Origin of the sequence: Pseudomonas sp. dw_358, assembly GCF_018449655.1 — a bacterium.
In the GTDB taxonomy this organism is placed as follows: Bacteria; Pseudomonadota; Gammaproteobacteria; order Pseudomonadales; family Pseudomonadaceae; genus Aquipseudomonas.
This window is the reverse complement of record NZ_JAAVUX010000017.1, coordinates 89126-112284: the sequence shown is the minus strand read 5'-3', so window position 1 is coordinate 112284 and position 23159 is coordinate 89126. Positions and strand designations below refer to the sequence as shown.

The following is a 23159-nucleotide window of genomic DNA, read 5'->3' as shown; positions in this document are numbered from 1 at the left end:
TGAATGTGTCGGGAGCGGAGGATATCGATTCGACCCACCATCTAATATGGGCAAGTATCCAGAGAGTAAACCTGCGCCGTAGTTCCGATTCATTGCTGGTTAAGTCGAATGCAAACGACTGGTCAAGTCATGCAATTACGCAAAAGGTTAGGTGTGTTCGCCATCCGCTTACAGACGGTCAGCAGGATACTGTGGTCGCCCATCTTAAGCCCCGCGTAAGCCGGGCTTAAGATACTAAAATCAACCCTTAAAAGGCAGCTGTTTTGACAACTGATTCAAAAGCAGCACCATGTCATCACTCACCTCAAGCGACTTAACTCTTGCAAGCAACTCTCTTAAGTGTTCAGTATTGATACGGAGGTGACCAAGACACATAGCCATGAGAAACTCAAGCGCCCCCTCACCTTGCGCCTCAGCTGACCCTTCGATTACCGAAATCAGAAAGTCCATCATCTTCAGACTAAAGTCATCACTAACTGAGTAGTTCAACTCTATTGCCGTAGCAGCCCTGAGAAGACATGCTTGAATTACTCCGTCGTTGTATCTATCGAAGCACGCAGGGCTTATAACTGTTGAATGGTAGATACTAGCTAAGCCTGCGCCATTAGGTTTGCTCCTCATATCATGCAAAATCGCTTGAATCGTCCAATATACATCGGCCTGAGTAGATATCGTATGGTCTATTCCCAAGCCTGACCAGAAGGCAAACGTGTCCCTCAACTTAAGGGCTTCACCTGAAGGCGACGGCAAGAATAGATCATCTGAGTTAAATTCATTTTTTTCGAATTTCTCAAGGCGCACCTTAAGAGCTTCGGACAATTCCACTGGATCTTCGGCTAAATCATCGCTAATCCTCCTAAGAAAATCACACTCCGCATCCCAAAGCGTTCTCGTAGTCCCAATGACACGAGGCATATGGCATTCGCTCAGTACGATCAGAGTACGGCCGCCCAACTCTAAGTCTTTACGGAGTTGCTCGTATGTATCCTTGCTAGGAATTTTTGAAAATCCAACCAAGTAAAGTATAGAAGGCAGGGTCACTGGATCATTATTAGTGTGGAGTTTGAGGAGATCAGCACCGACGAATCCGTGCAGGCGCTGTTCCTCCACGGTGCTCAAAAAGTGGGCAGAAGCAGTTGAACACCTGGGTCAGTTTTCAGTCGGCAGAACAGCCTCTACTAGGTCAGTTTTCGGTCAGCGACAACACCTATCGAGGACGTCGCCGGTACGGTGAAAGAGCTGATAGCCAAAGGCAAGGTCAAGCACTTCGGCATGTCTGGCGCTGGGGTCGAGGCGATCCGCCGCGAACTTCAATCAGGCATGACATCGCATTCATATTCCGTTGCAGATCCTGACCTCAGAGCAGCCTCGGCACTGAACGAAACGCATCGGCACTCAGCCCGAACCGAGTCATCTTGTTGTACAGCCCGCCGCGGGACACATTCAACTGTTCGGCAGCCCGGCGAATATTGCCACCGGTATCCTGCAAGGCGGCGATGATCGCGTTCATTTCAAAGGTCTCGAGACCCTTGACTGCTTGGGGTTCAGGCCAATTTTCGGGTGCCGATGGCCGCGATCGCTGCTGGATTTCAAGCGGTAGGTCACCTGCCTGGATCAGTTCGGTCACCGCCAGATTGGTCGCGCGCTCAATGGTGTTTTCCAGCTCGCGCACGTTGCCAGGCCAGTGGTAGGCCGACAGAATATCCAATGCCTGCGGCGATATGCCCTGTACCGACTTGCGTAGCGAGCGGTTGCAACGGCTTAGAAAATGGCGGGCCAGCAACGGAACATCCTCACGGCGCATTCTTAGCGGCGGCACCGTCAGATTCAGCACATTCAGCCGGTAGTAAAGGTCCTCACGAAACGCGCCATCGGCCACCGCTTGGCTGAGGTTGCGGTGGGTGGCGGCGATGATGCGCACGTTCACTTGCTGGGATTTTTTCGCTCCGACGCGCGTGACCTCGCCTTCCTGCAAGACACGCAGCAGACTGACTTGCGCATCAAAAGACATGTCACCGATTTCATCGAGGAAAATTGTTCCGCCATCAGCCAATTCAAATTTCCCGGCCGAACCACCGCGAGCTGATCCGCTGAAGGCGCCCTCTACGTGGCCGAACAATTCACTCTGCACCAGGTCTCGTGGAATGGCCCCGCAATTGACCGCCACAAACGGACCATTGCAACGGTCACTGGCATTATGAATCGCTTGGGCGAACAGCTCCTTGCCCGTGCCGCTTTCACCGAGAATCAAAGTCGTCGAATCACTGCGACTGGCGATCCGACCCAAGTGCAACGCATCCTGAATCGCTTGCGACCTGCCCCGAATGGTGTCGAAGGTGTAGCTGGCCTGGGTGCCGATGATTCGCCGGGTGATTTCGCGAATGCGGCGGTTCTCGCGTAAAGACACAACGCGCCCGCCCTGCTCCAGCGAACATACCGAAACCAGGCAAGCCAAATGGCTGCGGTCATGCAGCTCGAACGTGCAGTCCAGGTCCCGCAGCCCTTCGCCGCCACGCAGCAGGATGTCATCAGTCAGGTCGCTCTGGCCCAAGCGCCCGAACGCACTGCCCAGCAGGTCCCGGCCCACGCGAAACAGTTGCCGGGCATAGCGGTTGAGCGCCTTGATGCACCCCTGCTCATCGAGTACGACAAGCCCTTCGTTCAACACCTCAAGCACGGCCTGTTGCTCTTCCAGCAAGGCTTGCAAGGCCATTTGCCGCGAGACTGCTTCGGCAGCAGCCTGGACGGTGCCCAGCGTATGAAAATGAAACCACCCCGGCTCAGCGGTCAGGGTCAACATCGCCAGCGTCCGGCCCTGGGCATCTCGGATCGGTGCGGCGGCGCAATGCATACGACGCCTACGCAGGCCCAGTGCAAAGTTCTCTTCAGCCAACACGTAGACCAACCGATCTTCGGCTAACGCCAGCCCCGTGCAGTTGGTGCCCTGCACAGACTCCAGCAGCCGACTTCCCACGGGCGTGAGGTCGGGCCCACAGAAATACAGCGTCGTGCCTTGCGCATCGGTCAGATTGATATGGCCCCTAGGGTTGTACGCCAGCAATCCCCGCATGACCTCCGCCGCTGCCGCAATCAATACTCGGTTGGCGGCCAGCGTCGCGGACAGGTCGGCTGAGTCGACAAAGCGGTAATCACCGTCCTCAGGCTTTAGACCGGCGCTCACACTGCGCCGCCAGGAATCCCAAATCACCTGCCTGACTCCGACAGGCCGGTCGATGCGTCCATTCACACACGCCAGCCAAGCCTGCTCCAGCTCGGCAATCGGTCCATCACTCAGCGACGCGGGGTCGAGCCTGGTGAGGTAATCGAGGTCTTGCACGCTGAAAGCCAGGGACTGTGTGATCACTGCTTCGACCTATGTTCATATTCTTGACATGTTAGTATAGACATGTCTGATAAATGAACATCTATTTGCGGTCTATTCGCGTAACTCCATGATTATCAACCAATTGGAAAGTGGCACAGCCTTTGCTTCCACCTTGTACAAGCGAGGCATGCCCCGCTGACGAGTTGTTGAACAACAATAAAAAAGGAGTCATTCAATGGATACATCCAAGATCATCCGCTTAGGCCTCATTGGTGCCGGGCGCATGGGCAGCTTTCACGGCTTGACGGCCGCGCGACATGTTCCGGGTGCCTGCCTGGCTGCTATTGCCGATCCTACGCCAGGCCAGGCTGCCCGCCTGGCGAGCGAACTGGGTGTGCAGAAGGTCTACACCGATCCGCTGCAATTGCTTGACGACCCCGACATTGACGGTGTGTTGATCGCCGCCCCCGCGCGCAGTCACGCCGAACTGGTGATCAGCGCCGCCCGGGCCGGCAAAGGGGTGTTTTGCGAAAAACCCATGGCCGTTACCCTCGACGAGGCCGACCGCGCCATTGCCGCCGCTGCCGACGCCCAGGTGACATTGCAAGTAGGCTTCAACCGCCGCTTCGCCAAAAGCTTTCGCACCGCGCACCTGGATGTGGTCGCAGGCCGCATCGGCACGCCACAGCTGCTGCGTTCGCTGACACGCGACCCAGCGCTGAACAACCCCGCTGCCTCACCGCAATGGGTGATTTTCCTCGAAACCTTGATCCATGACTTCGACACCCTGCGCTATCTCAATCCCGGTGCCGAAGCGGTCGAGGTCTTTGTCATGGCCGATGCGCTGATTGCACCGGACTACAAGAGCAAAGGCTTTCTGGACACGGCTGTGGTCACGATCCGCTTCGATAACGGCGCCATCGCCACGGCCGAAGCGAACTTCCAGGCGGTCTATGGCTACGATGTTCGAGGGGAAGTGTTCGGCGGCGCCGGCATGCTGACCATGGGCGCCGTCAATGACTCTGACCTTGTTCGCTATCTGGCCAATGGCATCCAGAGCGATACCCAACGCCTGGATACCGATCTGCTGCGTGACGCTTATGTAGCCGAGCTCAACCACTTTGTCGACTGTGTGCGTACCGGCAAAAAACCAATCGCCAGTGGCGAGGATGCCCGCGCGGCACTGGCCATTGCCCGCGCCTGCATCGAGTCGTTCCAGCAGGGCAAAGTGGTGCGTGTGCAAGGCGGCCGCCCATGAGCTGCATACCGTTCAAACTGGCGGTCAGTGCCGAAATGGTGTTTCTCGACCTGCCGTTCACCGAGCGCGTCAAACGCATACATGAACTGGGCTTCAGCGCCGAAATATGGGGTTGGACCACCAAGGACATTTCGGCCCTAGTCGCCACTGGCGCCGACTTCACCTCGATGACCGGCTACATCTCGGGCAACCTGACCGACCCCGAAGGCATCAGGCACCTGCTCGACAGTGCACGGGAGTCGCTGGCCGTCGCCGCTCGACTGAATTGTCCGAGCCTCAATCTGCATGGCACTGGCCTGGGCGACAAAGGCTTGCCAGTCGAACCCGTGGCCCACGCCACTGGCCGCATGTGGTTGAGCGCCTGCAAGACCCTGGAAAAAATCGCCCGCCTGGGCGAAGACGCCGGCCGGGTATTCCTGCTGGAAAACCTCAATACCGAAGTCGATCATCCCGGAACGCCGTTCGCCCGTGCCGAAGACACCCTGGCGCTGATCGAAGCCGTGGGCAGCCCGCACCTGAAGATGAACCTGGACCTCTATCATGCGCAGATCGGCGAAGGGAACCTGATCGAACTGGTCCAGCGCGCTGGCAGCGCTATCGGGGAAATTCAGGTCGCCGACGTGCCCGGACGCATGGAGCCGGGCACGGGCGAAATCCATTACCCGGCCATCGCCAAAGCCTTGTTCGGCATGGGATATACCGGTGTGGTCGGGCTGGAGGGGTGGGCCAGCAGCAACAGTGAAACCGCGCTCGAACGCTTTCGGCAGGCCTTTACGCTGGACTGATGTCTGGTGGTGCGCCCGCACGCTGATCCAAGGCGCGGCCGCCATCTGCACGTTCGATTCTGATGAATTTCAACCCATAACAACAAAAGGGATACCATCATGCGCCGCTGCACATTGCTTTTTGCCGCACTTTTAATGGTCGTCAGCCAATGGGCCACCGCCGGCTATCGTATCGGGGTCAGCATTGCCAGGGTCGACGATAACTTCATGACCTATGTGCGCAGCGGCCTGGAGGACGCCGCCAAAAAGGAAAACGTCCAGATCCAGTTTGAGGACGCCCAGGGCGACGTGGTGCGCCAACTCAATCAAGTCCAGGGTTTTATCAATCAGAAAGTCGACGCGGTGATCGTCCTGCCCGTGGACACCGCTGCCACCGCCAACATTACCCGCGCCGCCGTCGAGGCAAAAACGCCACTGGTCTACGTCAACCGCCACCCTGACGAACGCGTCCTGCCCAAGGGTGTGGTCACCGTGGCGTCAAATGACATAGAGGCCGGGCAATTGCAGATGCGCTACCTGGCGGCAAAACTCGGTGGAAAGGGCACGCTCGCGATCATCATGGGCGACCTCGCGCAAAACGCCACCCATGACCGCACCGAAGGCGTCAAACAAGTGCTCAAGGACTATCCCGGCATCAAGATCGTTGAGCAACAAACGGCGGAATGGCAACGCAGCAAAGGCATGGACCTGACCAGCAACTGGCTGCTGGCGGGCACCCGGTTTGATGCCATCGTGGCGAACAATGACGAGATGGCCATCGGTGCCGCCATGGCATTGCAACAGGCCGGCAAAGCCAAGGGCGAGATTGCGATTGTCGGCATCGACGGCCTCCCCGACGGGCTGGCGGCAATCAAGCACGGCATGTTGATCGCCTCGGTCTTTCAAGACCCCAAGGCCCAGGCCACCGCCGCCGTGCAAGCGGCCATCAAGATGATCAAAGGTGAGCCGGTCGAGACGGATGTCTGGGTGCCCTTTCAGCTGATCACCCCGGAACAAGTGGCCATATTCGAGCAACGTTACCAGTAGCCTCAAAAACGATCACTGACGCCGCTTTCAGTCTGTGACAGAGCTTGCGCCCCCTAGGCCCACGACCGTCAAGCGCCCCACTGAAACTTCCCGGTAGCCATTCAGTCCCAAAACCTGAGCCACTGCACCCAGTGGCTCTGGCGCAAGCCGACTCTGCCCGCCGCCTGCCAGGGCGCGGCTGTGAATGACCCGCCAGGAGCGTTACCCATGCAGATTCAGGATCACCCCGGCGCCGCCACAGCGGCGCCTGCCACACTGTTGCCGGCGGATGCCCCCGCAGTGACCGTCATCAAAGTGCTGACGGTCAATATCCACAAGGGGTTCAGCCGTTGATTGCGACCTCCTAAAGCAAGCTGGCGTGCCCCTTGTCCCCGAGCTCGGCGATAAGGAGGTGGCTGAGCTACCACTACGACAGCTCTGGTAAGCGCACCCTGCACTGGGCGGGAGCGCGCTAGACATGGCTCACGCGCCACGCCAGGAGCCTGAAAAGCACCCAATACGTAGGCGACGCTGGGTACTGAGCAGTTAAAAATATATTCCCACACCAACAGGTTCAACTTGGTAATTTCGGGTCGACAGCAACAACTTAACCTCAGCTCTTGCGCTAAAAAAACCTACGAGCGCGCTACAGTCTTGGTCTATTTTTCTAAGACCTCAACGACAGGCTAGGAGTAGTAGCGCTACACCTCAAAATCCCCTCACGAAAGATAGCATTATGCTACCCAGCTAGCTTAGTATTGGGTTTCGCGTAGGGAGGCGCTGAGGCACAAGCATTCGATAGCTCCACCTGCGCACTCATTCAGACATTGGTGCCGGAGATTTTGTTAATGGCTTTCGATGCGTCACCCTCTTGGAGTGGTTTCAACTACCAGGGAAAAGTAGCGCTTTATTATGCCTTAGTCCTGATAAACAGAGAAACTCCCGACACAGATCTCTCAGCATATAGCCTTATGCTTGAGTCAACAGAAGACTTTGAAATCAAGAGAAATGATGAATCGATCTCAATTCATCAAGTGAAGGCTTACAACAAGAGTACCTTCGAGAAATACTCAAATGCGCTAATCGAAATTACTCTTGAACTCTACAAACAGCCAACCGTCTCTGGCTTCGTCCACACTTGGAAGGTCATCAACAACAGACCCAATTTCACTTCTTTGATCGACTCTATAAAAAATGACCTTATCCTCATTTGTAATGAGTACCAAGATAGCGCTGACAAAGTCGCTACTACGATAGGGAAAGCGGCTTCAGACTCGAAGAAAATAACAAAAATCTCAGCGATTTTACGCAACGCATTTCCTACTAAGTCGGCGGATGAACTGTACGCCATTTTAGAGGAGATTCTTATCGAAAAAAATGATGCCCTGAGGAGGGTTGCGAGCTACGAGTATGACGACAAGAAAAAATACTGCGACCTAGACGACATCAACAAAAAAATAAAATATCAAATCAGTCTTGCCTTTAAAGCTCGCAAAAAAATCGTTACCGACGATCATCTTGACAAGGCCTTTCACCACTACCTCGGCATGATCGACAGGCATATTATCGATCGCCACAAAACAAAAGCCGAAGAACATAAACTTTCGATAAGAATTGATGCGCTGATTCTCGTACTAGAGACCGACTTGGAAGACATCAGCAAGGACTATCTGGCATACAAGTTCAAGGAAAGATTTTCATATCAAATCGATCAATACATGAGTGATGAAGTAGATTATCCTGACGCAGGCAATGATCAGCCTTGTAACCTTCAGGCTGCTTGCGCCATTTTGCTTGCATTAAATCCTCGTGAGCTCTGGGAGTATTATCGAAGCTTTTCACCCCATTTGCTCCTGGATGATGCAAGTAACACAAGTAACGCTTTCACTTATAACGATGAGGGCATACGTCTCTACCTGCTCAAGATTCTACACTCTGTAGACATCGCTAGTTCTACACCAAACGCCGCACGCTATCAGTTCACCTATCGTTCCAGCACACCTCCATTCCAAAACTTTCTTCCCACCACTATTACAAACAATGGACGGTTTGATTTAACCTCAAAGCAGATGCACTCGAACCCTTGCTTGTCCGAACTCTTATACGAAATTGAAAACTTGATTCATTGCGGAGAAATAAATCACATTTTCTACCCGGATGCTGAAAAAAATACCGAAGCGCCAATAGAGATCGATTCTGATCAACGCTTGAAAAGAACAGAGACATTTAAAAGCATTAGCGTTATTCCACTTAACAAAGCCAAGATTAAGCTAGCCAAATGATAAATCTGATAAATAACATCATTTCTAACAATGGCTATCAACGGATTGACCTCGATCTCGATGAGCCGGATTTTATGATCACGCTTTTTAAAGCCAGTGACGAGAGCAAGCAAGAATACTTCGTCTCGCTCCGAGCCGAAGAGCAAGACAATAAAATGGCCATGCTGCTTTTGGAAGAAAAAGCTCAAACTATTTTTGAAAAAATTCGAAACTCAGGTAAAACCGAACGCTTCTTTGAAAAGAACTGCACGATGATTGTGTGCCATGAAGCGATAAAAATCAGTAAAGAAACAATATTTTCTTTGGAAGAAGACCCCTACAACTTCAAGAAAAATGTCCTAACCTACTCCACGGGTGAATTGCTAGCCTTGCAGACCTATCTTTCAAGCAACGGGCTGGAAGAGATAACCAACGATGTAGTCAATAACATCTTGAATGCTAATGGGGGCAAAAATTTCCTCGAATTCAAGCAAAGCTCCACAAAGGGCCTGTACTCGATAGTTCTTAAGACCATCCTCAAACTACCCTTCCTAATCTACACTCCTCAAGAGCAAAAACTTAGCAATCTCGCACTAGACATTGAAAATAACCTCATACCTGGACTTAATTCAATCTACAAAGAAATCATTTCCATAGAAACCGAATGGAATGATGAGAATATATTAGATGAGGTGATGAAAATCTGGAGTGTCGAACTATGATATTCTTGACCAGAATTAGGTTGGTAAATTTTAAAATTTTCGGCGGCGAACCTTACTCTATTGACTTCGAAGGGAACAAGCTGATCCTGCTGGATGGGCCGAATGGATATGGTAAAACTTCGGTATTCGATGCCGTCGAGTTAGCGCTAACTGGAAATATCAGCAGACTCATCACCCTGGATAACCGCCAAAACCCTGCAGACATCGTTGTAGCACATAGAAATGCCTCTTCGGTTGAAATATTGTTAGAGTTCAAAGACGAAAACTCCAACACAAGAATTTTTCAACGAAAACTCAAAAGCAATATTACCGGCCCCTCGAAGCGAATAGCGAGATTCGCAGAACTGTGGGAGCTCAATGAGATCATCGATGGCAGTGCCCAGCCGGCAAAAAAAAATGTTCTTGAACAATTTTTTGACAGCAAAGATTTTGCCAGAGACTTTTTGCTATTCCACTATGTGCAGCAAGAAGAAACGTCAAGATTCTTAAAAACAAACAATGAAACTCAGCGTGCAACTGAGCTTGCGCAGCTTTTTGGAGACACGCGTGAAGCTGACGAAAACCTAGAAAAACTCACCAGCGCACAAAAAAAAATCAACGTCGCTAAAAAGTCAATAACTAATCGAATCTCTGAACTTCAGCGCTTATACCATCTCGATCCCGAGTTGCCAATCACAATTGAGCCGACAGAGTCACATCAGTATGCGTTCCCTTGGCTGTCCGAGAGCAACACTTCCCCTTATTGGGATTTTGAAACAATAGTCGAACTGACCGAACAAAGGCTGAGCGCATCTCTCGCCGAAATTGAAGCCATAAAATGGCTAGTAAGCCACAATGACTTCTACTTGAGAAATCGCCATTATCAGTCAGCATTGCACCAACGCAACCTGCTTGAGCTTTACGTAGGCTATGCTAGCACACACCTGAACTACCATGGCTATCAAGACTATAGCAAGACCTATCAGGAAGTTAAGAATTCATATGATATCCTTCAACAGGAAGACATTAGCGACATACTTAAAAACTCCCGCTTAGAAAATCTGTACACTGTGCTCAAGCTGCCTGGTAGAGCTGAGTTCCGTGATGCCTTGACATCACTTAACACCTTAATTTCAAAAAACAAGGGCGTAAGTTCAGTCTACACCGAAATCCTGAACCACCACTCCAAACTGTCTCCCGCTTTAGACGTCACCCCTACCGAAACTTCATGTTTCTTCTGTGGCCACGACCATAACACTCACGACGCATTGAAAGCAGCTGTCGAGAAACATGGCGATTTACTCCGTAGTGAGCTTTCAGATAAAGATAAAGCAACCGTAGCTGCTCGGGAAAATTTCTCCAAGCACCATCTGGCAGACTTGCTCAACGCCTGCGTGGTCTACTTAAAAATAAATGTAGAGCCTACCCAGACTGACCTGAACAAACTTGCAGAGGCATTTGCATCTAAAGATCGCTTAGAAAATATACGGCAATGGCTGATAACCGAGAACATTGAGCATGAAGACCTCCTCGCTGAGGACTTTCCCATCGCGGCTCGCGATAGATACATTGCCGAAGCGACAGATGTATTGTGCGAAAGAATAAGAAAGCTAGTCGGACCGGCACCAGATAACTTTTACGAAACCCATACATCATCAACTCTAGACCGTATCTTCAAAGATTATTTCAACAAAACCGCTGAAAGGCTAACAACCTACCCGATAGATCTCCTCACGCAGAAAGAAACTTACATAAAAGAGCAGTATGGCAACGACATGAGAGCGCATGCTCTTGAACTGCAAAAGCTTCAAAAAAATGACTCGCTTCTTGAACGGGCGCTCTCCGACACTGGAGACCTCATTACTATTGTCAGATCTCAGATCAGAAAATACAGAAAGGATCTCATTACAGATATTGAAATCCCATTCTATATTTACTCAGGCAAAATCCTCCAAAGCCACCAAGCTGGAATAGGTCAGGGCATATTCATTAAAGATCCAACAGGTGAGGATGAGCTAAAAAATGTGCGACTCGTCTCGGATTGGAAGAGCGACCACGACATTCTGAATACAATGAGTTCAGGTCAAATTTCTGCTGTTGTAATCGCATTGACGTTAGCATTGCACCGTGTTTATTCCAAAAAATTTGGAACCATCTTAATCGATGACCCGGTTCAGACGATGGATGACATCAACATGTCTTCATTGGTCGAGCTGTTACGCAACGACTTCCAAGACAAGCAAATCGTGCTCTCCACTCATGAAGATAAAGTTGCAAGATACTTCACATATAAATACATCAAGCATAGCGAGAGCGTCAAAATCGTGAACCTAATGCAGCGCAGAGAATATGTACCAAGCAATAGTTTCAAATACAGCACGGACTCCTAGTTGAAGCTCGCTAGTCGTCCTTAGATTGCCGGTTCCCTTGTACCGCTTTCCTGCGTCCCCTACAAAAAATCTCTGTGTTGATGGAGATCTTACCGTCGGGGACGGGCTGACAGGCAAAAGCGGTACTTCAACCGGAGGGCCGCACCGCTGCAATCTATTGCTGTCAGCGATGTTCGTTTAGGTTGCGTGGACGAAGCAACTGAACTGGGACCGCCAGAGGTTGGGGCGACGAGGGTAAGGACGGCGGAGAAAACTAGGTCTATGAACATCAATCGATGAACAGGCGTGTTAATTTCTAGAGCGGTTAGTCAGTAATTTCAGGCTCATGAGCCGCTTATGAACATCTGACATCGCCCACTTGTTAAATCCTATGAGGGGCCCGATGACGGGACTGTCAGATTTTTTGTCTGCGGGCCGATAATGGCCTGTCGTCAGGCAGGCCCTGATGTTCACCAGGTCGGCCTGATGGACCGATCCCCGTACAGAATCGCAAACTGATTCATCGCACTTTTCCAGTCTTGCCGTTGCGCTGGTTGGTTTCATCCTCCGGGCGCTGCGCGCCCGACGGATAACCCAAGTGATAGCCAAGCTCGGCATTTAGGGCTCGCTCAATCAGCGCTTTCTTGAAGGCCGCAGAAGCCTCCTCGATGGCCTCAGCGGTCATCAGCGTTTCAGGGAGTTGATCCAGCAGTTCCTTTGGAAGCTTCGGCAGCTCCCGCACCGGTTGGCGCTCAGATTTCTTTTTGGTTGGCATACATGCACCTCTTGCTCATGTTAGGCCCGAACACAAAATTTCTGACACCCCCAATAGCGCTGCGTGCCTGGTGAATTACGGCCTGCCATCGCTGCGCGGCAGGTTGATCGGAGCATCCCTAGGGCCTACGACGATCCTGCTGAATTCAACATCTGTGCTTTTGTCGGCAGCCCAGCCCAGCCCAGCCCCAGTTGACTTTCAAACCTGGGAGCCCTGACGGCCCGTCATTCTGAAACTTCAGATTGGCCACCGCAGGCAAAAGAGCTGCAGGCGCTCTAACCCCCCTGCACTCTCAAACACCTGCGGTAAACTCAGCCTCGACAGCGAGCCATGCCCGTCCGACAGCACGACGCTAGGCCGATCAGCGCAATCCAAACCCCATCCGCTTCAGCGCCTCAACAAGCTCTTCCCGCCCATGAAGGTTCGAAACACTGCGAAGCCTATTGACCACCTGCTCCGACCACCCGGAAGCTTTCATCCCCTCGCGCTGGTAGAACGCCCCCAAGCGCTCATCGTATTCAGCCACCGCCTCTACATCTGCGGTCGCCGAATAGGTCTCGTGGTGAAGCACTGCGCCTTGCGGCAGTCTTGGCTTCACCTGTGCTGGCCGCTCGGCAGACGGATAACCGACGCAGAGGCCGAAAACGGGATAGACCTGCGGCGGAAGGCCAAGCTCCTTGGCCACGCCTTCAATATCGTTTCGGATGGCACCGATGTACACGCTGCCTAGCCCAAGTGATTCCAGCGCGACCACGGCATTCTGGGCGGCCAAGGCGGCGTCGATCGTGCCGAGCAACAGGCTCTCAAGGTAAGGCACTGCTTCCAGTTCCACCTCTTGTTGCTCAGCTACTCGAGCGACCCTCGAAAGGTCGGCAAGCCAAACGAAAAACAGAGGAGCCTGGCGAATGTATGCCTGGTGTCCTGCCAATGCCGAGAGACGCGACTTCCGATCGCTGTCCTGAACAGCGACAACGCTCCACACCTGCAGGTTTGACGAGGTCGACGCTGATTGCGCCGCGGCGACCAAGGTCTCGATGGTGCCGTCGGGCAGTGGCTGATCAGTGAATGCGCGAACACTGCGATGGTCGAGTAGCTGATCGATCGTGTCGTTCCAGGTCTTGAGCGGCGACACGTCAGGTGCGCCATAGCGGGCAGCCAGTTTCGATTGTGCGTTGACTGTCATTCGAGATCTCCAAATAGAGACCGAGGCTATCAAATCCCCGCGAGGCCGGCACGCCTCCCGCAGGAAGTTTCATACACCCTACGAGCAACATTGCACTGACCCTGTCGCGCTGTTGAGCACCTGGGAACGTGGCCAACTGGAAAGGCTTCGCGTTTTTGATCGAGCCCTCTGGCCGCCTGGAGCAGCGCAGGGTTGTGGCTCAGGTGTTTGAACACCGCTGACGTAACTCATTTGGCGGTTACAGAGCCTGCCGACGTGCCCCGTCACCCGCCCCTGGCCATCCCCGCCCTATCAGCAATTTCGTTCCACAAATGCATCGCCGCATAGGCCCGCCAAGGTCTCCACGCCTCGGTATGCAACCGTTGATGAGCCGGCTTGATCAGCGTCGGGTCCCTCCTCAACAAGGACTGCATCAACACCAGGTCCGTCCCCGGCCAGGCATCACTGTCACGCCAGGCGCGCATCGCCGTGTACTCCACGGTCCACGGACCAATGCCCCTCAAGGCCAGCAGGGTCTTGCGCAGGGTAAGCACGTCTGGCGTCTCGGCATCGATGTTCAACCGTCCATCCGCGACGGCCAGGGCGAACCCTTGCAAGGCCTCGACCCGTTTGCCGGGCATGCCGATCTTGTCCAGATTGGCGCCGGCCAGTGCAGCGGGAGAAGGAAACACCCACGGCGTAGCAGCATGAAAGGGTGCCACCGCCGCGGTCCCGGCTCGGTCCACCAGGCGCCCGACAATCGTGGTCGCCGCCTTGACACTGACCTGTTGGCCGACAATCGTGCGCACCACCAGCTCGAACCCGGACCAGGCGCCGGGTACTCGCAGCCCTGGTGCCTGACTGATCAACTGGCTCAACCACGGATCGGGATCGAACGCAGCGCGGACCTGCGCAGGATCGGTGTTCAGGTCAAACAGGTTCCTGAGCCTGGTCTCGAACGCGCTGATATAGCGGCTGGCTTCGCCCTGAACAGTGGCGATCAGGCAATGTCTCTGGCTGTCCTTGCAGACCCTGAGCAGCCCGGACATACCCTGCCATTGGATCGTCCGGTAGTAGACGTCATCGTCGACCGTCTCCACACCCCCCGTGGCCCTGCCGCCGAAAAAGCGCAGCATACGTGACCAGTCCAGCGGGGGGAGGAAGGCCAGTTCGATGTCATCCACGGGATGTCCAGCCGTCAGCCTCATGGGCCGCGCCTCGGCCGCCGAAGCGTAAAACTCAATCCGTGGCCTTTTGAATTTCTCTGTCTACCGGTGCTCAAGTGCGCCACCGCCTGTCCGGCTCGAAATACGGCGATGGGTGAACTGGACCACCGCGCTCGGAGCGGCCACCCGTTGCGCGCAATCATCATTGCCAGGTTGCCCACTTTTCGCCGCAGCCAATCCGCACCCTGGTTCACCCGTCCTGGCGTCCCCCGGCGAACACCCATATTCACGACGAAACACCGTACATAAATACTGCGCCGACTTGAACCCACACCCCTGCGCCACCTGCGCGACCGACCGAGCGCCATCCCTGAGGGCGGCGACGGCGGCGGTCAATTTGAAGCGCAGGATCTCGTCATGCACGCTGCGCCCCAATTGTCGACGGAAATGCGCCTCGAGGGATGACCGCGAAACGCCCAGGTATTGCGCGACCTGCGCCGTCTTGATGCCCTGACAGGCGTACTGGCGTATGTAGTGCATGGCCTGCATCACATAGGGATCGCCCAGCGGCTGGTGAAGGCTGGAACTCTGCACGTTGATCGCCTCTGGCGCTACAAGGATCTGCCCGGCCACGCGCGGCTTGCCGTGCAACATCTGGTGCAGCATCTGCGCGGCGAGCCGCCCCATCTGCTCGGTGCCCTGAATCACCGAGCTGAGGGGCACGCGGGTCAGGGTACGGGTCAGGGGGTCGTTATCGATGCCGATCAGTGCCACTTGCTCGGGCACCGCGATGTCGGCAGTGAGGCACGCCTGCAACAGCTGGCGGGCGCGGGCGTCGGTCACGGCGATGATACCGATCGGCTTGGGCAGGCTGTGCAACCAGGCGATCTGCTGCTGCACGGCGCTGTCCCAAAGTGAGGCGCTGGTGCTCAAGCCTCGATAGACCCGAGCCTGCACGCCGTCCTTCTCGACCCGTTGGCAAAACGCCCGCTCGCGCTCCTGGGCCCAGCGGTTGCTCTGGGATTCGGGCAGGCTGAAACAGGCGAACTGGTTCAGCCCTGCCTCGATCAAATGCCGGTAGGCCATTTCGATCAGGGCGACGTTGTCGGTGGCCACGTACGGCACGTGTTGCGGATAAGCCTGCGGGTCCTGGTAGGAGCCGCCCACCGCGACCACCGGCACCTGGAGCCCGGAGAGCGCCGGTGCCATGGCCGGGTCGTCGAAGTCAGCGATGATGCCGTCGCCCTGCCAGCGCTCGATGCCCTTGAGCCGGCAGAGGAAATCCTCTTCCAGAAACAGGTCCCAGCGCGCCCGGGTGCTGCTCAGGTAGTTGCCGATGCCAGTAATGATGCCGCGGTCATAGACCTTGCTGCCGTTGAACAGCAGGGCGATGCGGTGTACGGGAGGCAGAGAGGTCATGGGCTGTCTTTGTCATTGTTGGTTTGCCTGCAAGCCTAGACGGGCTGGTCAAAATCGCACACGACGCTGATCAATTTCGCAATCGACTCACCCTCGCCCGTTGCTAGTCTCGACGCAGGTGTCCCCCACAACAATAAGGACCATGCCGATGACCTACTTTCCTGCCGTCGAAAAGATTCGCTACGAGGGCCCCGACAGCCAATCACCCCTCGCCTTTCGCTATTACAACGCCGATCAGCGGGTATTGGGCAAGCCGATGCGCGAACACCTGCGCATGGCGGTGTGCTATTGGCACACGTTCGTCTGGCCGGGCAGCGATATTTTCGGCGCGGCGGCGTTCAAGCGCCCCTGGCACACCCCCGGCGACCCGTTGCAGGTGGCGCGGGGCAAGTGTGAGGCCGCGTTCGAGTTCTTCAGCAAGCTGGGCGTGGACTATTACAGCTTCCACGACACCGATGTGGCCCCCGAAGGCGCCAACCTCAAGGAGTACACCCACAACTTCGCCCACATGGTCGATGAACTGGAACGCCACCAGCAGCGCACCGGCATCCAGTTGCTATGGGGCACCGCCAACTGTTTCAGCCATCCACGCTACGTCGCCGGGGCTGCCACCAACCCCGACCCGCAGGTCTTTGCCTGGGCCGCCACCCAGGTGTACAACGCGATGAACGCGACTCAGCGCCTCAACGGCGCCAACTACGTCTTGTGGGGTGGCCGCGAAGGCTATGAAACCCTGCTCAATACCGATCTCAAACGCGAGCGCGAACAACTGGGCCGGTTCATGCGCATGGTGGTCGAGCACAAGTACAAGATCGGCTTTACCGGTGACCTGCTGATCGAGCCCAAACCGCAGGAGCCGACCAAGCACCAGTACGACTACGACAGCGCCACAGTCTTCGGCTTCTTGCAGCAGTTCGGCCTGGAGCGCGAAATCAAGGTCAATATCGAAGCCAACCATGCCACCCTCGCCGGCCACAGTTTCCAACACGAAATTGCCACGGCGGCGTCGCTGGGGATCTTCGGCAGCATCGATGCCAACCGTGGCGACCCGCAGAACGGCTGGGACACCGATCAGTTTCCCAACAGCGTCGAAGAGTTGACCCTGGCCACCTATGAGATTCTCAAGGCCGGCGGGTTTGGCCATGGCGGCTTCAACTTCGATTCCAAGGTGCGCCGGCAGAGCCTGGACGAACTGGACTTGTTCTATGGCCACGTTGCGGCGATGGACGTGCTGGCCCTGGCGCTGTTGCGCGCCGCCGCCCTGCTGGAAAGCGACCCGCTGGGGCAGTTCAAGCAGCAGCGCTACGCTGGCTGGGAACAACCATTGGGCAAGGCGGTGCTGGCCGGCGATTACAACCTCCAGGCCCTCGCCCGGCACGCGGTCGACGAGGGCTTCGACCCGCAACCGGTCAGTGGCCGCCAGGAGATGCTGGAGGGCGTAGTCAACCGCTATATCTACCCATAAGCCCCAACAATGCCGCCAGCGACTACAGTGATAGCGCGGCGCTCGATGTGCCTCCAATAACAAGAAAAAGGACACCGCTCATGAAAACCCTGCATACCGCCCTGCTCGCCAGCCTGCTCGCTGTGTTCGGTACCCCGGTACTGGCCGATGCGGCCCACCCTAAAATCGGCTTTTCCATCGACGACCTGCGCCTGGAGCGCTGGGCCCGCGACCGCGACTATTTCACTGCCGCCGCCGAGCAACTCGGGGCCAAGGTCTACGTACAGTCCGCCGATGCCAACGAGCAGCGGCAGATATCCCAGATCGAGAACCTCATCGCCCGCGGGGTGGATGTCATCGTCATCGTGCCGTTCAACGCTACCGTGCTCAACAACGTCGTCAGCGAGGCGAAGAAGGCCGGGGTCAAGGTGCTGTCCTATGACCGGTTGATCCTCAACGCCGATATCGATGCCTACATCTCCTTCGACAATGAAAAGGTCGGTGAAATGCAGGCAGGTGGCGTCCTCAAGGCTCAGCCCAAGGGTAATTACTTCCTGCTCGGCGGCGCGCCCACCGACAACAATGCGAAGATCCTGCGTGAAGGCCAGATGAAAGTCCTGCAACCGGCCATCGACAAGGGCGATATCAAGGTGGTGGGCCAGCAGTGGGTCAAGGAGTGGAACCCCACCGAAGCCCTGGGCATCGTCGAAAACGCCCTGACCGCCAATAACAACAAGATCGACGCCATTGTCGCGTCCAACGACGCCACCGCCGGCGGCGCCATCCAGGCGCTGGCCGCGCAGAAACTGGCCGGCAAGGTGCCGGTGTCGGGGCAAGACGCTGACCTGGCGGCCATCAAGCGGGTGATCGCCGGGACCCAGACCATGACAGTCTACAAACCGCTGAAGCTGATCGCCAGTGAAGCGGCCAAGTTGTCGGTGCAACTGGTGCGCGGCGAAAAACCCGCCTACAACTCGCAGTACGACAACGGCGCCCGCAAGGTCGACACCATCCTGCTGACGCCCACCGCCCTGACCCAGGACAACGTTCACATCCTCGAGGACGACGGGTTCTACACCAAGGCGCAGATTGCCGGCCAGTAAGGTCGGGGGCGCCGCCATGTCGACTTACCTGCTGGAAATGAAAGGCATCGTCAAGGCCTTCGCCGGCGTGCCCGCGCTGAACGGTATTGATATCCGGATACGGCCCGGCGAATGCCTGGGCCTGTGCGGCGAGAACGGTGCGGGCAAATCCACCCTGATGAAAGTCTTGTCGGCGGTGTACCCGCACGGCACCTGGGGAGGCGAGATTCTCTGGGACGGGAAGCCGCTCGAGGCCCATTCGATCCAGGACAGCGAAGCTGCGGGCATTGTCATCATCCACCAGGAGTTGACCCTGGTGCCCGATCTGTCGGTGGCGGAAAACATCTTCATGGGCCACGAGCTGACCCTGCCGGGTGGACGCATGAACTACCCGGCGATGTTTCACCGTGCCGAAGCGTTACTGCGTGACCTCAAGGTGCCGGACATCAATGTGGCCCTGCCGGTGTCGCAGTACGGCGGCGGCTATCAACAATTGATCGAAATCGCCAAGGCGCTGAACAAGCAGGCCCGATTGTTGATTCTCGACGAGCCCTCCTCGGCCTTGACCCGCTCGGAGATCGAAGTGTTGCTGGGTGTCTTGCGCGACCTCAAGGCCAAGGGCGTAGCCTGCGTGTACATCTCGCACAAGCTCGACGAGGTGGCCGCTGTGTGCGACACCATCGCGGTGATTCGCGATGGCAAGCACATCGCGACCACCGCCATGGCCGACATGGACGTCAACCGCATCATCACCCAGATGGTCGGGCGCGAGATGAGCAACCTGTTCCCCCGCGAGCCACATGCCGTCGGCGAGGTCCTGTTCGAGGCTCGGCATATCACCTGTTACGACGTCGACAACCCGCGGCGCAAACGCGTCGACGACATTTCGTTCAGCCTGCGCCGCGGTGAAATCCTCGGCATCGCCGGGCTGGTGGGCGCCGGGCGAACCGAGCTGGTCAGCGCGCTGTTCGGTGCCTACCCTGGGCGACACGAAGGCGAGGTATGGCTGGACGGCCAGCAGATCGACACCCGCACGCCGCTCAAATCCATCCGCGCAGGCCTGTGCATGGTGCCCGAGGACCGCAAGCGGCACGGCATCATTCCCGACCTCGGCGTGGGCCAGAACATCACCCTGGCCGTGCTGGAAAACTTCTCGCACCTGACCCGCATCAATGCTGAACAGGAGCTGGGCAGCGTGCAAAACGAAATCCAGCGGATGCACCTGAAAACCGCTACGCCCTTTCTGCCCATCACCAGCCTGTCCGGTGGCAATCAGCAAAAGGCCGTGCTGGCCAAGATGCTGCTGACCCAGCCGCGCGTGCTGATCCTCGACGAGCCGACCCGGGGCGTGGACGTGGGCGCCAAGTACGAGATCTACAAACTGATGGGCGCACTGGCCGGCCAGGGCGTGGCGATCATCATGGTGTCCTCGGAACTGGCCGAAGTGCTGGGCGTGTCGGACCGTGTGCTGGTGATCGGCGAGGGGCAGTTGCGCGGCGATTTCATCAATCAGAACCTGACCCAGGAGCAACTGCTGGCGGCTGCCATCAGCCCGCCGCTGGCTCAAGACCCACACCACGGGAGCCGTGCCTGAATGCATCAGGTCAAACAAGTGTTCACCCGCTACAAGATGCTCGCGCTGTTGATTGCCGTGGTCATCATCTGGCTGTTTTTCAGTTGGCAGACCGAGGGCGGATTCCTCACCCCGCGCAACCTCTCCAACCTGCTGCGGCAGATGTCCATTACCGGCATCCTCGCTTGCGGCATGGTGCTGGTGATCATCAGCGGCGAGATCGACCTGTCGGTCGGCTCTTTGCTGGGGCTGCTGGGCGGCATCGCGGCGATCCTCGACGTCGTCTATCACCTGCCCCTGCCCGTGAACCTGGCGATCGTCGCCGCGGCCGGCCTGTTGACCGGCCTGTGCAACGGCTACATGACCGCCTACCTGCGCATCCCCTCCTTCATCGTCGGACTGGGCGGCATGCTGGCGTTTCGCGGGGTACTCCTGGGAGTGACCGGTGGCACCACCATTGCACCGGTGTCGCCGGCACTGGTGTATGTGGGCCAAGGCTATCTGCCGGCCAGCGTCGGCGTGGTGCTGGGGGTGGTGCTGTGTGCGTTGACGCTGTTTCTGACCTGGCGGCAGCGGCGCAATCGCGCCTTGCACGGTTTGGCCCCGCACGCGTTGCTGCGCGACATCCTGCGAGTGGTCGTGATCACCGCGGTGGTGGCGGGCTTCGTCTACACCCTCAACAGCTACGACGGCATTCCGGTACCGGTGCTGTTGCTGCTGACCCTGCTCGGGGTGTTCAGTTATATCACCAGCCAGACAGTGTTCGGCCGGCGCATCTATTCGGTGGGCAGCAACATGGAGGCCACGCGCCTGTCGGGCATTGATGTGCAAAAGGTCAAACTGTGGATCTTCGGCATCATGGGGGTGATGTGCGCACTGGCAGGGCTGGTCAACACCGCGCGGCTGGCCGCCGGCTCGCCCTCGGCCGGCACCATGGGCGAGCTGGACGCCATCGCCGCCTGTTTCATCGGCGGCACGTCGATGCGCGGTGGCTCGGGCACTGTGCACGGCGCCCTGCTCGGTGCGCTGGTGATCAGCAGCCTGGACAACGGGATGTCCATGCTCGACGTGGACAGTTACTGGCAGATGATCGTCAAGGGCAGCATTCTGGTGCTGGCGGTATGGGTCGACGTCAGTACGCGCAGTGCGCGGCGATAAAGATCAAACCTTGAACGGCGTCCGGGGTCCACTCCTTACATAGCACGGAGATGCCCCATGACAATCAGCTACCTTCCCTTGGAACAATGGCGAAAAAACTGGCGCGTGAGTGGCAACCGTATCGTCTGCCGGCATTGCCGCACAGCACTGGAAGTGACGAACGCCAAACGCCCATTCGCCCATGCGCAGAACTGCAAGTGCCGGGACAGCACACCCGAGTTTCCCCTGCAGGAGCTGCAACGGATCCGCGACGAGCTGGACCAGTCCGGACTTCGCCGACGGGCAACGTAAGCGCAAAGCCCGCGATGGGTACCCCACCGATGCTTGCAGGTGAGGCCATCGCGGGCCCTCACACAGCATGTGCAGGCGGCTCCATCACCCTCCGAATCTCGGCCACTACCGCCAGCGTCGCCGCCTCCACACTTCCCTCGTTGCGGCACAGCAGCCAGCCCTGCTCGATGGCCGCCTGCTCGAACGCCTGGGTGCTGGCGACATGCTCTTGCAGCCGATGCATCACCGTACTGCCCAGCCCCCGTGAGCGCGCTGCCGCCCTCGCCCAGGAGATCTGCGGCGCGGTGACCACGCCAACCGCCAGATCCGGGATGCGTACGGAGCGCTCGCGGTTCAACCGCAGGATCTCGGCGAATGGCACATCGCGGCGAAACGCAGCGTCCGAGGGGTACCAGCGGTCCATCAGAATGATGCTGTCCGACGGTTGTCGGGGCAGTACCTGTTCCGAGATCCAGCGGCGGCTGTCGGCGAAACGTTCACAGATGCTCAACTCCAGTGCCCGGGAGGGCTCCCTTGCGTGTCGATTGACCAGGTCCATGGTCTGGGCCCGGTACGGGTCGCTGTTCCTTTCGCTGAGCCGGACGACTCTGTGGCCAGCGGCCCGCAGCGCGGCGGTGATGGTTTCCAGCAGCGTGGTCTTGCCGGTGCCCTTGGGGCCATCCAGGGTGATAAAAAGTGGCCGAGTCATGGTTCAGTCAATGGCAAAGTGCACAAGGATGGCGGTTCCTGCTTCATCAGTCACGCCCGCATTTTGGTGTATCGTTACCCTTTTGCCCGGGAATCAATTGCCATGCTGTGTCCCGCCTGCGGCCATGAGTCCAGCGCCGCCTCTTTCGGCGATCCGCTCCGCTGCCCCGATTGCGGTGCCGACTACGAGAAAGCCCTGCTTTACAAGGAGCGCAGTGCCATGGCGCAACGGTCCCCCTCGCCTGCTCGGCACGAACCGGTATCAACGGTGCCCGAAGCGGACATCCCCAAATACATCAAGGCGTCGCTGTCCGAGGGTGAAGTGGTGGTGGCGATCTTCAGTGTGCCCTGGCTGATCTGGGCAAGGTTCTGGTTCTTCATGCTGCTGGCGATTCTCAGCCTCGGAATTCTGTTCTTCCTGCCACTGATTGCCTGGTTGCAGATCCGCGCACTGGAGCAGGGGGTCACCAACAAGCGGGTGATCATCAAGCGCGGGATCATCAGCCGACGGACCGAGGAAATGAAGCTGACGTCCATCGAGACCGTGGAGCTGCTTCAGGGCATCGGGGGACGGATGTTGGGCTACGGCAACGTCAAGGTCACCGGGCGCGGGATCAGTGATGTGGTGTTTCGCTTCGTGGATGACCCACTGTGGGTCAAGCGGCAAATCGAAGGGGTGGGTAATCCGCTGTAGGGGT

General features: G+C 56.8%; 19 protein-coding genes and 2 pseudogenes. 14 read left to right on the top strand and 7 right to left on the bottom strand.

Annotation, left to right across the window (positions count from 1 at the left end; genetic code table 11):
• Positions 1-240: 240 nt before the first annotated feature.
• Entirely contained in the window at positions 241-1110 is an 870-nt protein-coding gene (locus HB675_RS20970) for a hypothetical protein (protein ID WP_213881062.1), read from the bottom strand.
• A gap of 96 nt (positions 1111-1206) precedes the next feature.
• Between HB675_RS20970 and HB675_RS20965 the strand changes: the two are divergent.
• Positions 1207-1305, top strand: a pseudogene (locus tag HB675_RS20965) (aldo/keto reductase); the annotation flags it as partial.
• 52 nt (positions 1306-1357) lie between these two features.
• On the opposite strand, the gene HB675_RS20960 reads toward HB675_RS20965, so the two are convergent.
• Positions 1358-3364, bottom strand: a complete 2007-nt coding sequence (locus HB675_RS20960; RefSeq protein ID WP_213881061.1) for a sigma 54-interacting transcriptional regulator — start codon at positions 3362-3364, stop codon at positions 1358-1360.
• 196 nt (positions 3365-3560) lie between these two features.
• Here HB675_RS20960 and HB675_RS20955 point away from each other — a divergent pair, with 196 nt between their 5' ends.
• From HB675_RS20955 to HB675_RS20930, 7 genes are all read left to right on the top strand, one after another.
• The gene (locus tag HB675_RS20955; RefSeq protein ID WP_213881059.1) at positions 3561-4583 is read left to right on the top strand and encodes a Gfo/Idh/MocA family oxidoreductase; all 1023 of its coding nucleotides are present in this window, start codon (positions 3561-3563) and stop codon (positions 4581-4583) included.
• Positions 4580-5368, top strand: coding sequence for a TIM barrel protein (locus HB675_RS20950; RefSeq protein ID WP_213881057.1), 789 nt, complete (start codon positions 4580-4582; stop codon positions 5366-5368). The genes HB675_RS20955 and HB675_RS20950 overlap by 4 nt, the downstream gene beginning before the upstream one ends.
• 99 nt (positions 5369-5467) lie before the next feature.
• Positions 5468-6394, top strand: coding sequence for a sugar ABC transporter substrate-binding protein (locus tag HB675_RS20945; protein ID WP_213881055.1), 927 nt, complete (start codon positions 5468-5470; stop codon positions 6392-6394).
• Positions 6395-6601: 207 nt separating this feature from the next.
• Entirely contained in the window at positions 6602-6727 is a 126-nt protein-coding gene (locus tag HB675_RS26000) for a hypothetical protein (RefSeq protein ID WP_256737630.1), read from the top strand.
• 494 nt (positions 6728-7221) lie between these two features.
• Entirely contained in the window at positions 7222-8655 is a 1434-nt protein-coding gene (locus HB675_RS20940) for an ABC-three component system protein (protein ID WP_213881053.1), read from the top strand.
• A 74-nt stretch (positions 8656-8729) separates the two neighbouring features.
• The gene (locus HB675_RS20935; RefSeq protein ID WP_213881051.1) at positions 8730-9356 is read left to right on the top strand and encodes an ABC-three component system middle component 1; all 627 of its coding nucleotides are present in this window, start codon (positions 8730-8732) and stop codon (positions 9354-9356) included.
• Entirely contained in the window at positions 9353-11725 is a 2373-nt protein-coding gene (locus tag HB675_RS20930) for an AAA family ATPase (protein WP_213881049.1), read from the top strand. The genes HB675_RS20935 and HB675_RS20930 overlap by 4 nt, the downstream gene beginning before the upstream one ends.
• Before the next feature lie 508 nt (positions 11726-12233).
• Here the strand turns inward: HB675_RS20930 and HB675_RS20925 are convergent.
• The 4 genes and pseudogenes from HB675_RS20925 to HB675_RS20910 all read right to left on the bottom strand — a co-directional run.
• Positions 12234-12479 (bottom strand): annotated as a pseudogene (locus HB675_RS20925) (IS256 family transposase); the annotation flags it as partial.
• A 361-nt stretch (positions 12480-12840) separates the two neighbouring features.
• Positions 12841-13662, bottom strand: a complete 822-nt coding sequence (nfsA, locus tag HB675_RS20920; RefSeq protein WP_213881046.1) for an oxygen-insensitive NADPH nitroreductase — start codon at positions 13660-13662, stop codon at positions 12841-12843.
• A 263-nt stretch (positions 13663-13925) separates the two neighbouring features.
• Entirely contained in the window at positions 13926-14849 is a 924-nt protein-coding gene (locus HB675_RS20915; protein WP_213881045.1) for a DNA-3-methyladenine glycosylase, read from the bottom strand.
• A gap of 60 nt (positions 14850-14909) precedes the next feature.
• Positions 14910-16226 carry a DNA-binding transcriptional regulator gene (locus HB675_RS20910; RefSeq protein WP_213881043.1) on the bottom strand — a complete coding sequence of 439 codons (1317 nt, stop codon included), beginning with the start codon at positions 16224-16226 and terminating at the stop codon, positions 14910-14912.
• 148 nt (positions 16227-16374) lie between these two features.
• On the opposite strand from HB675_RS20910, the gene xylA reads away from it, so the two are divergent.
• From xylA to HB675_RS20885, 5 genes are all read left to right on the top strand, one after another.
• Positions 16375-17691, top strand: coding sequence for a xylose isomerase (gene xylA, locus HB675_RS20905; RefSeq protein ID WP_213881041.1), 1317 nt, complete (start codon positions 16375-16377; stop codon positions 17689-17691).
• A gap of 80 nt (positions 17692-17771) precedes the next feature.
• The gene (gene xylF / locus HB675_RS20900) at positions 17772-18773 is read left to right on the top strand and encodes a D-xylose ABC transporter substrate-binding protein (RefSeq protein ID WP_213881039.1); all 1002 of its coding nucleotides are present in this window, start codon (positions 17772-17774) and stop codon (positions 18771-18773) included.
• Between the two features lie 16 nt (positions 18774-18789).
• The gene (xylG, locus tag HB675_RS20895; protein WP_213881037.1) at positions 18790-20346 is read left to right on the top strand and encodes a D-xylose ABC transporter ATP-binding protein; all 1557 of its coding nucleotides are present in this window, start codon (positions 18790-18792) and stop codon (positions 20344-20346) included.
• Positions 20347-21483 (top strand): sugar ABC transporter permease, encoded by a 1137-nt coding sequence (locus HB675_RS20890; protein ID WP_213881035.1) that lies wholly within the window; start codon positions 20347-20349, stop codon positions 21481-21483.
• A 57-nt stretch (positions 21484-21540) separates the two neighbouring features.
• Positions 21541-21774 carry a hypothetical protein gene (locus HB675_RS20885; protein WP_213881033.1) on the top strand — a complete coding sequence of 78 codons (234 nt, stop codon included), beginning with the start codon at positions 21541-21543 and terminating at the stop codon, positions 21772-21774.
• A gap of 58 nt (positions 21775-21832) precedes the next feature.
• Here HB675_RS20885 and HB675_RS20880 read toward each other — a convergent pair whose 3' ends face one another.
• On the bottom strand, positions 21833-22462 hold the full coding sequence (locus HB675_RS20880; protein ID WP_213881031.1) for a dTMP kinase: 630 nt from the start codon (positions 22460-22462) through the stop codon (positions 21833-21835).
• A gap of 102 nt (positions 22463-22564) precedes the next feature.
• On the opposite strand from HB675_RS20880, the gene HB675_RS20875 reads away from it, so the two are divergent.
• Positions 22565-23155: a PH domain-containing protein gene (locus tag HB675_RS20875; RefSeq protein WP_213881029.1), complete on the top strand. Its 591-nt coding sequence runs from the start codon at positions 22565-22567 to the stop codon at positions 23153-23155.
• Positions 23156-23159 lie beyond the last annotated feature (4 nt).